General features: G+C 61.4%; 14 protein-coding genes. 3 read left to right on the top strand and 11 right to left on the bottom strand.

What is annotated here, in order from left to right:
- Window positions 1–10: 10 nt before the first annotated feature.
- Entirely contained in the window at window positions 11–1,150 is a 1,140-nt protein-coding gene (locus tag C8C92_RS05145) for an OmpA family protein (protein ID WP_116745849.1), read from the top strand.
- Between the two features lie 39 nt (window positions 1,151–1,189).
- Here the strand turns inward: C8C92_RS05145 and C8C92_RS05140 are convergent, their stop codons facing one another.
- The 11 genes from C8C92_RS05140 to tyrS form a co-directional block, all read right to left on the bottom strand.
- Window positions 1,190–1,666, bottom strand: coding sequence for a YaiI/YqxD family protein (locus C8C92_RS05140; protein ID WP_099760694.1), 477 nt, complete (start codon window positions 1,664–1,666; stop codon window positions 1,190–1,192).
- 32 nt (window positions 1,667–1,698) lie between these two features.
- Window positions 1,699–2,754, bottom strand: coding sequence for a Holliday junction branch migration DNA helicase RuvB (gene ruvB, locus C8C92_RS05135; RefSeq protein WP_071079481.1), 1,056 nt, complete (start codon window positions 2,752–2,754; stop codon window positions 1,699–1,701).
- A gap of 6 nt (window positions 2,755–2,760) precedes the next feature.
- Window positions 2,761–3,339 carry a Holliday junction branch migration protein RuvA gene (gene ruvA / locus C8C92_RS05130; RefSeq protein ID WP_071079482.1) on the bottom strand — a complete coding sequence of 193 codons (579 nt, stop codon included), beginning with the start codon at window positions 3,337–3,339 and terminating at the stop codon, window positions 2,761–2,763.
- A 31-nt stretch (window positions 3,340–3,370) separates the two neighbouring features.
- A complete protein-coding gene (gene ruvC / locus C8C92_RS05125; RefSeq protein ID WP_116743178.1) occupies window positions 3,371–3,910 on the bottom strand; it encodes a crossover junction endodeoxyribonuclease RuvC in 540 nt (179 codons plus the stop codon).
- A 182-nt stretch (window positions 3,911–4,092) separates the two neighbouring features.
- The gene (purH, locus tag C8C92_RS05120; RefSeq protein WP_102123178.1) at window positions 4,093–5,679 is read right to left on the bottom strand and encodes a bifunctional phosphoribosylaminoimidazolecarboxamide formyltransferase/IMP cyclohydrolase; all 1,587 of its coding nucleotides are present in this window, start codon (window positions 5,677–5,679) and stop codon (window positions 4,093–4,095) included.
- Between the two features lie 102 nt (window positions 5,680–5,781).
- Window positions 5,782–6,015, bottom strand: coding sequence for a helix-turn-helix domain-containing protein (locus tag C8C92_RS05115; RefSeq protein ID WP_008445162.1), 234 nt, complete (start codon window positions 6,013–6,015; stop codon window positions 5,782–5,784).
- 169 nt (window positions 6,016–6,184) lie between these two features.
- Entirely contained in the window at window positions 6,185–7,237 is a 1,053-nt protein-coding gene (gene dusB / locus C8C92_RS05110; protein WP_099760697.1) for a tRNA dihydrouridine synthase DusB, read from the bottom strand.
- A 118-nt stretch (window positions 7,238–7,355) separates the two neighbouring features.
- Window positions 7,356–8,000: a histidine phosphatase family protein gene (locus C8C92_RS05105; RefSeq protein WP_116743177.1), complete on the bottom strand. Its 645-nt coding sequence runs from the start codon at window positions 7,998–8,000 to the stop codon at window positions 7,356–7,358.
- A gap of 3 nt (window positions 8,001–8,003) precedes the next feature.
- Window positions 8,004–8,642, bottom strand: a complete 639-nt coding sequence (locus C8C92_RS05100; RefSeq protein ID WP_116743176.1) for a YbhB/YbcL family Raf kinase inhibitor-like protein — start codon at window positions 8,640–8,642, stop codon at window positions 8,004–8,006.
- 33 nt (window positions 8,643–8,675) lie between these two features.
- Entirely contained in the window at window positions 8,676–9,122 is a 447-nt protein-coding gene (dtd, locus tag C8C92_RS05095) for a D-aminoacyl-tRNA deacylase (protein WP_116743175.1), read from the bottom strand.
- On the bottom strand, window positions 9,119–10,384 hold the full coding sequence (gene tyrS / locus C8C92_RS05090; RefSeq protein WP_116743174.1) for a tyrosine--tRNA ligase: 1,266 nt from the start codon (window positions 10,382–10,384) through the stop codon (window positions 9,119–9,121). The genes dtd and tyrS overlap by 4 nt, the downstream gene beginning before the upstream one ends.
- 154 nt (window positions 10,385–10,538) lie before the next feature.
- Between tyrS and C8C92_RS05085 the strand changes: the two genes are divergently transcribed.
- Both C8C92_RS05085 and C8C92_RS05080 read left to right on the top strand, forming a co-directional pair.
- Window positions 10,539–11,906, top strand: coding sequence for a M23 family metallopeptidase (locus C8C92_RS05085; protein WP_116743173.1), 1,368 nt, complete (start codon window positions 10,539–10,541; stop codon window positions 11,904–11,906).
- 123 nt (window positions 11,907–12,029) lie between these two features.
- On the top strand, window positions 12,030–13,124 hold the full coding sequence (locus C8C92_RS05080) for an anhydro-N-acetylmuramic acid kinase (protein WP_116743172.1): 1,095 nt from the start codon (window positions 12,030–12,032) through the stop codon (window positions 13,122–13,124).
- The last annotated feature ends 24 nt before the right edge of the window (window positions 13,125–13,148 follow it).

Here is a 13,148-nt window from a genome sequence, read left to right as displayed (position 1 = left end):
GGACATGACGATGACTATCGCACACACACTGGGCGCCTTGGGCGTGATGACGGCCTCGCTGCTGGCAGCGCAAGCGGCGCAGGCGCAAGACAACACTTTCATCAACCCGGACTGGGCCAACAGCGCCTGGTACATCGGCGCGGGCGTGGGCCAGTCGCGCGCCAATATCGACGAACCGCGCCTGCGCGCCAGCCTGGCCGCCAACGGCGAGACGGTCACCGGTTTTACCAAGGACGAGCGCGACACGGGCTATAAATTGTTTGTCGGCCGGCAACTGAACCAGTATGTCGCTGTGGAAGCCGGTTACTTTGACCTGGGCAAGTTCGATTTCAAGTCGAGCACCAGCGGCAACGGCGTGCTGAACGGGCAAGCGGGCTTTCGCGGCGTGAACCTGGACTTGCTGGGCCAGCTGCCGTTGTCGCAGCGCCTGTCCTTGCTGGGCCGGGTCGGCATGCATTACACCAAGACCAACACGGAATTCAGCGGCAACCGCCTGCTGGGTTCAACGAATACGCATGCCAGCGAGCGCAAGCTCAACGCCAAGCTGGGCCTGGGCCTCGAATACAAGTTCAGCGAAGCGCTGGCCCTGCGCGGCGAAGTCGAGCGTTATCGTCTGAACGACGCCGTCGGCAACCGCGGCGATGCGGACCTGTATTCCGTCAGCCTCGTGTATAAACTGGGCCGCCCGGCCAGCGCCACGCCAGCCTACCAGCCGGCGCCCGAAGTCGCCCCTGTCGTCGCCATGCCGGCGCCCGTCGTCGTGGCCGCACCGGCACCAACACCGGTGGCGGAAAAAGTGTCGTTTGCGTCGGAAGCGCTGTTTGATTTCGATCAATCGACGCTCAAGCCGCAAGGCAAGGCGGCGCTCGACCAGCTACTCGGTCAATTGAAGGGCATGGACCTGGAAGTCATCGTCACGGTCGGCCATACGGATGCCGTCGGTTCCGACGCCTACAACCAGAAACTGTCACAGCGCCGCGCCGAAGCCGTCAAGGCCTATCTGGTCACGCAAGGCGTGGAAACGAACCGCGTCTACACGGAAGGCAAGGGAGAAACGCAGCCCGTGGCCGACAATACCACTGCCGCCGGGCGCGCCAAGAACCGCCGCGTAACGGTGGAAGTGGTGGGCACGAGAAAAGTCGCGCGTTAAGTTGCATGCGCATAAAAAAACCGGCTTGCGCCGGTTTTTTTACGTCTGCCGCACTGCCACTGCCGGCTTGCGGTGATGCTTGCTCAGATGCCGGTCCAGGCTGTTGGCGAACTGCTGCCGGTCGGACTGGCTGAAAGCGGCCGGGCCGCCCGTGTCCACGCCGCCGCTGCGCAACTCTTCCATGAAGGCGCGCATCGTCAGTTGCTGGGCGATATTGTCCTTCGTGTAAAACTCGCCGCGCGGATTGAGCGCAAAGCCGCCCTTGGTCAGCACGTCGGCGGCCAGCGGAATGTCGCCCGTGATGACCAGGTCGCCGGGATTGAGCAGCCGCACGATTTCCTGGTCGGCCACGTCGGCGCCGGACGGCACTTGCACGGTACGGATAAAACGCGAAGGCGGCACGCGCAAACCCTGGTTGGCCACCAGGGTGAGCGGCAACTCCAGGCGGTCGGCCACGCGGTACAGGATTTCCTTGATGACCACGGGACAGGCATCGGCGTCGATCCAGATCTGCATACCCGGCATGCCCGGCCTTCCCTCTTCCGCCATCACAATTCCCACGCTTCGCCACCGGGGCCGATGCGCGGCGCGCTGACGCCGAAGTGCAGGTAGGCGGCCGGCGTGGCGACCCTGCCACGCGGCGTGCGCTGCAAGAAACCTTGCTGTATCAGGTACGGTTCCAGCACGTCTTCGATGGTATCGGCCGCTTCGCCGATGGCCGCCGCCAAATTGCCGATGCCGACGGGGCCGCCGCCGAACTTGAACAGCACGGCTTCGAGCAGCTTGCGGTCCATCACGTCGAAGCCGGCGGAATCGACGTCGAGCATGGCCAGTGCGCGGTCGGCCACCACCTTGGTGATTTCGCCATTGCTTTTGACTTCCGCGAAATCGCGCACGCGGCGCAGCAAACGGTTGGCGATGCGCGGCGTGCCGCGCGCGCGCTGGGCGATCTCATGCGCGCCTTCCGGGTCGATCGGCGCTTTCAGCAAGGCGGCGCTGCGCGTGACGATCTTCGTCAATTCGCTCGTGTTATAAAACTCCAGCCGCGCGACGATGCCGAAACGGTCGCGCAGCGGATTGGTCAGCATGCCGGCGCGCGTAGTGGCGCCGACCAAGGTAAACGGTTGCAAATCGAGCTTCACGGAACGGGCGGCCGGGCCTTCGCCGATCATGATATCGATCTGATAATCCTCAAGCGCCGGATATAAAATCTCTTCCACGACAGGCGACAGCCGGTGGATTTCATCGATGAACAGGACGTCGTTCGCTTCCAGGTTCGTCAAAATCGCGGCCAGATCGCCCGGGCGCTCCAGCACAGGGCCCGAGGTCTGGCGCAAATTGACGCCCATTTCGCGCGCGATGATGTGCGCCAAAGTCGTCTTGCCCAGGCCCGGCGGGCCGAACAGCAAGGTGTGATCGAGCGCTTCCTTGCGCTGGCGCGCGGCCGTGATGAAAATCTCGAGCTGGTCGCGGATCTTTTCCTGCCCCACGTACTCATCTAACTGCTTGGGACGCAAGGCCCGTTCGATCGCCTCTTCGTTGTGCGAGATGGGCGCCGCATCGATGATGCGCTGTTCCGTGAAGATATCTGTCTGGATGCTCATGCGTTATCAGCCTTTCGACAGCGCTTTCAGCGCCAGTTTGATGCCGTCCGACACGCCACTGCTGGCCGGCACGTTTTTCACGGCGGCCATTGCTTCCTTGTCCGAGTAGCCCAGCGCCAGCAGGGCATTGAGGATATCGGACTGCGCATCCGGCGCCGCATGCGCGCCCAGCGGGCCAAGATCGGCACCGATCTTGCCCTTCAGTTCCAGCAGCAAACGCTCGGCCGTCTTCTTGCCGATGCCGGGCACTCTGACCAGGCGGCCCGAATCCTGCAAGGTGATCGCTTGGGCCAGGTCGGCGATCGTCATGCCGGACAGGATCGACAGCGCCATGCGCGCGCCCACGCCCGTGATCTTGATCAACTGACGGAACACGGCGCGCTCGGCCGCATTGCCGAAACCAAACAACAGATGCGCATCTTCGCGGATGGCCTGGTGCGTGAACAACACGACTTTTTCGCCCACATGGGGCAGGTTGTAAAAGGTGCTCATCGGCACGTCGACTTCATAGCCGACGCCCTGGCAATCGACCAGCAATTGTGGCGGATTCTTTTCAAGCAAAATACCGGAGAGACGGCCTATCATCGCGTGTTCCTAATGTTAAATTTGAGAGTGATTATCCAACTAAACGGCCGCGTTTCATGCGCAGACCCTGCAGTTGCGGCGCCAGCGCGCCGAGCATGGCCAGCGCATCGATGCTGTTGGCGTGGCAAATGGCCACACCCAGCGCATCGGCCGCATCCGTGCCGGGCAAGCCGGGCAGTGACAGCAGCCGCGCTACCATGTCTTGCACCTGCTCCTTGGCCGCCTTGCCATGGCCCGTGACGGCCTGTTTCACTTGCAGCGCCGTATATTCGGCCACCGACAGGTCGGCGTGGACCAGCGCGCAAATGGCCGCGCCACGCGCCTGGCCCAGCAGCAAGGTCGATTGGGGATTGACGTTGACAAACACTTTTTCGATGGCGGCGCAGTCGGGCTGGTAGGTGCCGACGATTTCGCTCACGCCCCGCAGGATGATCTTCAGGCGCGGCGGCAATTCCCCTTCGGAAGCCGTCTTGACGGTCCCCGACGCGATATAGCGCAGCTTGTTGCCGTGTTTTTCAATGACCCCAAAGCCGGTGGTGCGCAGGCCAGGATCGATGCCAAGAATAATCATCGCCAGATTCTATAATGAATACGGCAGGCACCGGTGAATAACCGGTGCCTGCCGCTGAGTACTTTTTAGAGAAGCCGTAGGTCGGATTAGCGAGGCCGAAGGCCGCGCGTAATCCGACAAGCGCAGTTGGCGACGCATGTCGGATTACGCGTACCGCTAATCCGACCTACTTTCTCCATCGATCAATGACGGAAATGACGCGTGCCCGTGTACAGCATGACCACGCCGCGCTCGTCCGCCGCATCGATCACTTCCTGGTCGCGCATGGAGCCGCCCGGGTGGATGACGCAGGTCGCGCCCGCGTCGACGACGACGTCGAGGCCGTCGCGGAACGGGAAGAAGGCGTCCGACGCCACCACGGAACCGGTCAGCGACAGGCCGGCGTTTTGCGCCTTGATGGAAGCGATGCGGGCCGAATCGATACGGCTCATCTGGCCAGCGCCCACGCCCAGGGTCATGTTATTGCCGCAGAAGACGATGGCGTTCGACTTGACGAATTTCGCCACTTTCCAGGCGAACATCAGGTCGGACAATTGCTGCGGCGTAGGCTGCAGCTTGCTGACCACGCGCAAGTCGCCGATACCGACGTTTTTCGCGTCCGGCGATTGCACCAGCAAACCGCCACCGACGCGCTTGAAGTCCATGGCGTTGACGCCGCTGCCCAGCGGGATTTCCAGCATGCGCACGTTTTGCTTGCTCGACAGAATCTGTTTCGCTTCAGCGGAGAACGATGGGGCGATCAGCACTTCGACGAACAGCTTGGCGATTTCGCCGGCGGTAGCGCCGTCCAGTTCGGTATTAAACGCGATGATGCCGCCAAACGCGGAGGTCGGGTCCGTCTGCAGCGCGCGCGCGTACGCTTCGGCCGCATTCTTGCCCAGGGCGACGCCGCATGGGTTCGCATGCTTGACGATGACGCAGGCGGCGCTTTGTTCGAAACCGCCCAGGCTCTTCACGCATTCCCAGGCCGCATCGGCATCGGCGATGTTGTTGTACGACAATTCTTTGCCTTGCAGCTGGCGGTAGTTGGCCAGCGCACCATCGATGGTGACCAGGTCGCGGTAGAAGGCGGCGCTCTGGTGTGGATTCTCACCGTAGCGCATGTCTTGCACTTTTTCAAATGCAACATTCAACACTTGCGGATAAGCGCCGCGCTCGGCGTGCACTTTTGTCGGGCCCAGGCTGGTCAGGTAGTTGGTGATGGCGCCATCGTATTGCGCCGTGTGCGCAAAGACTTTTTTCGCCAGCATGAATTTGGTGTCGTAGCTGACCGTGCCGGCCGTGCCGTCGGCCGAGCGCAGCTCCGCCAGCACGGCGTCGTAGTCGGTCGGATCGCAGATGACGACCACGTCCTTGTGATTCTTGGCCGCCGAACGCAGCATGGTCGGGCCACCGATATCGATGTTTTCGATCGCGTCTTCCAGCGTGCAATCGGCCTTGGCGACCGTGCCCTGGAACGGGTACAGGTTGACCACCACCATGTCGATGGTCGGCATGTCGTGCTCGACCAGTTTCGACATGTGCTCAGGGAAATCGCGGCGCGCCAGGATACCGCCGTGCACTTTCGGATGCAGGGTCTTTACACGGCCATCGAGCATCTCCGGGAAACCGGTGTAATCGGCAACTTCCGTGACGGGAACACCGTTGTCGGCCAGCAATTTGGCGGTACCGCCGGTGGACAGGAGGTTGACGCCGAGGGCGGACAGGGCACGGGCGAATTCGAGAACGCCGGTCTTGTCGGAAACGGAGAGGAGAGCTTGTTTGATCATGGCTGTGGCTAGGTGGTTAAGTGTTCTTGGCGAATGGCGCCGCTCAGTCATCTGGCTGAGGCGGCGGCGGATTCAAATCTTGGCGTCACTTGCATGCCGGCATTACAGCAAACCGTGCTCCTGCAATTTCTTGCGCAGGGTATTGCGGTTGATGCCCAGCATCTGCGCGGCGTGCGACTGGTTGCCATCGGCGCGTGTCATCACGACTTCCAGGATGGGCTTTTCCACGGTCAGCACGACCATGTCATAGATATTCGACGCTTGCTGTTCGCCCAGGTCATTGAAGTAATCTTCTAGACTTTTCTGTACGACTTCCTGAATGCTTTCTTTGCTCATTTTTATGCTTCAACCGGCTGAACACCTGGCTATCGGGCGCCGCGCCGCTCATGCGGTCCGCGTGCTGCCCTCTTGCCTCGGTGTTGTAATTAATATTGCATGACGCTCTGTATATAGGCGCTCGCCCTTGTGCTGCTGGTAACTGACTACCCTGCTTGTTGCTATCTGCTCATGCTGCCGTGGCCATAGGTTTGATCACATCGATCAGGCCACTTTCACTGGATTCGGAGAGGCGGTATTGTAACCGTTCGCCAAATTTCCATTGCGACTCAAAAAATTGATCCACGGCCAGCAATTGCGCGTCCGTCGACTCCAGCAAGTTCATTTGCTGTCGGAACGCCTCGCCGCCTTCCAGATCCTTGACGTACCAGCCGATGTGCTTGCGCGCCGTGCGCACGCCGAGAAATTCACCGTAAAACGCGTAATGGGCGCGCAAATGCTCATCCATCAGGGTGCGCACTTCATCCACATACGGCGCCGGCAATAAGGTGCCGGTGCGCAGGAAATGGTCGATCTCGCGGCAAATCCACGGCCGGCCCTGTGCCGCACGGCCGATCATGACGGCATCGGCGCCCGTTTGATCCAACACAAAACGGGCCTTTTCCGGGCTGGTAATGTCGCCGTTGGCCACCACGGGGATGCCCACCGAGGCTTTCACCGCGGCAATAGTTTCATATTCGGCATCGCCCTTGTAGCCATCGGCGCGCGTGCGTCCGTGCAAGGTCAGCATCTGGATGCCGGCCTGCTCGGCGATGCGGGCGATGGTCAGGGCATTCTTGTTTTCACGGTTCCAGCCCGTGCGAAATTTCAGGGTGACGGGCACGTCGACGGCGTTGACGACGGCGTGCAAGATCTTTTCGACCAGGCTTACGTTTTGCAGCAAGGCCGAACCGCACCAGCTGTTGCACACCTTCTTCACGGGGCAACCCATGTTGATGTCGATGATCTGCGCGCCCCGGTCCACGTTGAACTTGGCGCAATCGGCCAGGTCTTGCGGATCGGCACCGGCGATTTGCACGGCTTTCGGCTCCATTTCACCTTCATGGTCCGTGCGGCGCGCGCTTTTTTCCGTCGCCCACAGGCGCGGATTCGACGCCGCCATCTCCGACACGGCATAGCCGGCACCCAACTGCTTGCACAACTGGCGGAAAGGCCGATCCGTCACGCCCGCCATGGGAGCGACGAAAACGTTGTTGCGCAGAATGTGAGGGCCGATTTGCACTGAAGAACCTGGAATGGACGGAGGAACCTGCTATTTTAACCGATCCCCTGCCTATTTAATAAGCACTATTTTTTGGGACTAGTGCGTCAGAGTGACGCCGGGGCCACCTAGAGTGCTCTTAGCCCAGCTCGTCCATCGCGGGCGCGCTCAGATGTTCGATATTTCCCCAATGCACTAAATGCAGCTTGCCGTCCGCATACGAAAAACGGTTGACGCTGGCATTCTTGACCTGGAAGTCGCGTGGACTGTCGAGCGTCATGCCAACCGCCTCGCGGTAGGCGCATTCGAGCACGCCGCCATGCGCGACGATGGCGATCGTCTGGCCGTCATAGCGTTCGGCCCAGCGGGCGATGGCGCCATTCGCACGTGCGTAAAACTGGCGGAAACTCTCGGCCTGGCGCTCGCCGGACGGCATTACGGCATCGATCTGGCGCGATTGCCATTGCGCATACTCGTGCGGATAGCGTGCGGCAATATCGGCATACAGCAAGCCTTCGAACGCGCCATAGCAGCGCTCGCGCAGCAAGGGGTCCGTCTGCACGGGCAAGTCTTTCACATCGGCCACGGCTTGCGCCGTTTGCTGCGCGCGCTGCAGATCGCTGGCGAGGATGGCGGCCAGCGGCTCATCGGCCAGCGCCTGCCCCAGCGCGCAAGCTTGCGCCAGGCCCGCCTCGTTCAGGGCGATGTCGATATGGCCCTGCAGGCGGCGGCCCGCATTCCAGGCCGTTTCGCCATGGCGTATCAGTAAGATCGTGGTGCTCATGCTTTATTTTTTCAGAGTAAGTGCCAGCTCGGGGTTGAGCGAATAGGCGACGACGAGCTGGGCTTCGTCGAGGATGTGGCCGTAAATGGCGGCATGGGCTTGCTGCCCCGTAAAGCGCTCGGGCAAGGCCAGGCGTGGCACGTCGAGCGCATACAGGCGGAAAATATAATGGTGGATGCGCTCGTCATTCCACGGCGGACACGGGCCATCATAGCCGTAATAGTCGCCGGCCATGGCGGCATCGCCGGCAAACCAGCCCGTGTAGTCATTCAAGCCTTGGCGCAGCCCAGTACCAGTGCCGGCCGCCTTGCCGCGCGGCGTGATGCCGCTGGAAAACTCCCCGGCGGCAATACACCGCATGGCGGGCGGCAAGTCGAGCACGCTCCAGTGATAAAAATCGCCGCGCGGCGCCGTCAGCGGCAGGGACTGGTCGTCGCGGTTGGCCAGGCTGGCGTCTTGCGGCGCATCGGGGTCGATGCAGAACAGGGCCAGCGACTCGGTGCCGTTCGGCACCTCGTCCCAGGCCAGATGGGGATTGCGGTTGCCGGCGAGGCGCACGCGGCTGGCCGGATCGATCTCGGCAAAGGCATATTCGGCCGGCATCAGGCCGCCATCACGAAACGTCTCGCTCCACAATTTCATCGCTTGCTCCTCTTTATCGTTATTGCGTTGCGCTTATTTGGCATTCACTTGCAGCCAGAAGGTGACGGGCCCGTCATTGGTGAGTGACACCTGCATGTCGGCACCGAACTGTCCCGTTTGCACGTTCGCATGGCGGTGGCGCGCCTGCGCCACGAAATGCGTGAACAGGCGCAAGCCGTCTTGCGGCGCGGCCGCTGGCGTAAACGACGGGCGCGTGCCGGACTTGGTATCGGCCGCCAGCGTGAACTGCGGCACCAGCAGCAAGCCGCCGGCCACGTCCGTCACGCTGCGGTTCATCTTGCCCGCCTCGTCGGCAAACACGCGATAGCCGAGCAGCTTGCTCAGCAAGGCGTCCGCTTCCTTTTCCGTATCGCCGCGCTCGGCGCACACCAGCACCATCAGGCCGGCGTCGATGGCGCCGATAGTGGCGCCGGCAACGTCGACTTTCGCCTGGGTGACGCGCTGCAGCAGCGCGATCATGCCGTCAGGGTGACGCGCGCGAAACTGCGCTTGCCAACTTGCAACACGAATTCGCCTGCCGCCACTTGCAAGCCCTTGTCGCTGATGACGGTGCCGTCGATGCGCACGCCGCCCTGGTCGATCTTGCGCATGGCTTCCGACGTCGATGGGCACAGGCCAGCTTGTTTCAGCAATTGCGGGATGCCCAGCGGCGCGCCAGCCAGGGTCACTGCCGGGATATCGTCGGGAATGCCACCCTTCGAGCGGTTGACGAAGTCGGCCAGCGCATCTTCGGCCGCCTGCTGCGAGTGGAAACGGGCGACGATCTCTTGCGCCAGTGCAACCTTGGCGTCGCGCGGATTGCTGCCTTCTTCGACTTCGCGCTTCAGCTGAGCCAGGTCGGCGATCGAGCGCCACGACAGCAGCTCGTAGTAGCGCCACATCATGACGTCGGAAATGCTCATCAGCTTGGCGAACATGGTGTTGCCCGGTTCCGTGATGCCGATGTAGTTATTCTTCGACTTGGACATTTTTTCCACGCCGTCCAAACCTTCCAGCAGCGGCATGGTCAAAATACACTGCTGCTCCTGTCCGTACTGCTTTTGCAATTCGCGGCCCACCAGCAGGTTGAACTTCTGGTCCGTGCCGCCCAGTTCCAGGTCCGATTTCAGGGCCACCGAGTCGTAACCTTGCATCAGCGGGTACAGGAATTCATGCACGGAAATAGGAATACCGCCCTGGAAGCGCTTGGTGAAGTCGTCGCGCTCGATCATGCGCGCCACCGTGTAGTGGGAAGCGAGCTGGATGATGCCGCGCGCACCCAGCGGATCGCACCACTCGGAGTTATAGCGGATTTCCGTCTTGCTGGCATCCAGCACTAAAGATGCTTGCGCGAAATACGTCATCGCGTTAATCTCGATCTGTTCTTTGGTCAAAGGCGGACGCGTGACGTTGCGGCCCGAAGGGTCGCCGATCATGGAAGTGAAGTCGCCGATGAGGAAAATGACTTGATGGCCGAGGTTTTGCAGCTGGCGCATCTTGTTCAGTACGACAGTGTGGCCCAGATGCAAGTCGGGTGCAGTCGGGTCCAGGCCCAGTTTGATGCGCAGTGGAACACCGGTTTTCTCGGAGCGCGCTAATTTTTGCGCAAATTCGCTTTCGATCAAGAGTTCGTCGACGCCACGCTTGGTAATCGCGAGGGCTTCTTGTACTCTGTCCGACAGTGGAAGTGCGGTCTGAGCGGCGTTAGCCTTGGCAGGCGATGCGGTGGTGTTGATTTCCATAAAATTTGACTATAAATCTCAAAATGGTAGTAGGTTTGCGGAGTTTGTTATAATGCTCGATCCCATCAATCTTGCCGTATGAAAACGAACCAAAATAACAATAACAAAGAGCATTAGTTCAGGTCACGTTCAAGGGCAAATTTTAACTGATTGCATGAACCCTATACATAAAATCACAAGCTCACGCTTGTACACACAGCTGACGACGACACGCAAGGCACGCATTATCGGCGCGTCGGCAGTGCTGCTCGCCGTGGCCGCCTTCGGCGCAGTCGCTGTATCGCCCATGGCACCCGACGCATCCGACTTGCCAGTCACGTCCATCGCCCAGAACCTGGAAATGCCTGATCTCGCTTCGCAAATTTCCGCGATGGAACAGGTAGACCAGAACTTCACCCACGAAGAAAAAGTCCGCGCCGGCGATACCCTCGCCACCCTGCTGACCCGTCTCGGCGTGGATGATCCGGCGGCGGCCAATTTCATCAAGACCGACAAGATCGCGCGCGGCGTGATGTTGCTGAAATCGGGCAAGCGCGTGCAAGCGCAAACGACCGAAAACGGCGACCTCAACTGGATGCGCGCCACCCTCGTCGACGGCACGGACAAATCGGTCAAGAACATCCTGATCACACGCAAGGGCGACAAGTTCGTGGCCACGGAAGTGGCAGCCCAGCTGGAACGCCGCGTTGAAATGCACGCGCGCAAGATTACCTCCACCCTGTTCGCCGCCACCGACTCCAGCCTGGACGGCACCCGCCTGCCAGACTCGATTTCCGCGCAAATCGTGGAAATGTTCTCCACCAATATCGACTTCCGCTCCGACCTGAAACGCGGCGACGCCTTCAATGTCGTCTACGAAACGTTCTGGCAAGATGGCGAATTCGTCCGAGCGGGCCGTATCCTGGCCGGTGAATTCACCAACCGCGGCACGACTTACCAGTCCGTTTGGTTCGAAGACCCAGCCAGCAAGCAAGGCGGCGGTTACTACAGTTTCGACGGCAAGTCGCTCAAAAAAGCCTTCCTGAAATCCCCCCTCGAATTCTCCCGCATCTCGTCCGGCTTTTCCATGCGCGTGCACCCGATTTCCGGCAACTGGAAAGCGCACAAGGGCATCGATTTCGCCGCAGCAACGGGTACACCTATCCGCGCCTCGGGCGACGGCGTGGTCGATTCCGTCGGCAGCCAAAACGGCTACGGCAATGTTGTTGTCCTGAAACACTGGGCCAACTACACCACCGCCTACGCCCACATGAGCCGCTTCGCTTCGGGCCTGAAAAAAGGTCAAAAAGTCAGCCAGGGCGATGTGATCGGCTACGTCGGCACCACCGGCTGGTCCACGGGTGCCCATTTGCACTATGAATTCCGCGTCGGCGGCGTGGCACAAGACCCAAGCAAGCTGAACGTACAAGCCCAGGCGCCGTTGACGGCTGGCGAGCTGAGCCGCTTCCGCATGGTCTCGGCCGACATGATGCACCGCTTCACCCTGCTGCGTCCGAACGACACTGCACTGGCGTCGCGCTAAGCAACACTGCCTTCGGGCAATCGTCAAAGGCACCGCCCATGCAGATGGCCGGTGCCTTTGTTTTATGTACGCCGGAAAATGCGGCACAATGTACCCATCACTGACGCCTTCAAGGAAACACCCATGCTGTATATCGGTTTGATGTCAGGCACCAGCCTGGACGGCGTCGACGGCGCCCTGGTTGATTTTTCCGACGATGGCAGCGTGCGCAGCCTGGGCGACGCGTATATCGCCTTTCCGGCCAGCCTGCGCGCCGACCTGATGGCCTTGCAAAGTGCCGGCCAGAATGAAATTGAACGCGAAGCGCTGGCGGCGAATCAACTGGTACGCCATTACGCCGACTGCGTCGCCATGCTATTGAGCAACGCGGGCATCGTCGCGGACGCCGTCGCCGCCATCGGCGCACATGGCCAGACCATCCGCCACCGCCCCGAACTGGGCTTTACGCGCCAGTTGAACAACCCGGCCCTGCTGGCTGAACTGACGGGCATCGATGTCATCGCCGACTTGCGCAGCCGCGACGTGGCGGCCGGCGGCCAGGGCGCGCCACTGGTGCCCGCTTTTCACCAGGCCATCTTCAATTTGCCCGGCCACACGCGCGTGCTGGCCAATATCGGCGGCATCAGCAATATCAGCGTGCTGCACGCGGACGGCGCGGTGACGGGCTACGACACGGGCCCCGGCAATGCCCTGATGGATGGCTGGGCCCTGCGGCACCTGGGCCAGCCCTACGACGCCAACGGCGCCTGGGCCGCCACGGGCAAAGTCCTGCCTGCCTTGCTGGCGGATTTGCTCAATGACCCGTATTTTGACTTGCCGGCGCCGAAAAGCACGGGCCGCGACCTGTTCCATGCTGACTGGCTACAGGACAAGCTGAGCAACTATCCGCAGGCCACACCTGCCGACGTGCAGGCCACCCTGACGCAGCTGACGGCCGCCAGCCTGGCGCATGCCATCGCGCGCGACGGGGCGCAGGCGGAAAACGTGTATGTATGTGGCGGCGGCGCGCAGAACGCCAGCCTGATGGCGGCGCTGGCGCACGCATTGCCGGGCATGGCGGTGGTGTCCACGCAAGCGCTGGGCGTGGCGCCCAGCCAGGTCGAGGCACTGGCGTTTGCCTGGCTGGCCTGGCGCTTTACGCAGCGCAAACCAGGCAACTTGCCGGCCGTGACGGGCGCGGCGGGCTTACGCGTGCTGGGTGCGCTGTATCCGCGTTGAGCAGATGTAGAAACACAAATAGCG

It is taken from the genome of Janthinobacterium sp. 78 (assembly GCF_003096775.1).
In the GTDB taxonomy this organism is placed as follows: Bacteria; Pseudomonadota; Gammaproteobacteria; order Burkholderiales; family Burkholderiaceae_D; genus Janthinobacterium; species Janthinobacterium tructae.
This window is presented reverse-complemented; position numbering and strand designations above follow the sequence as displayed.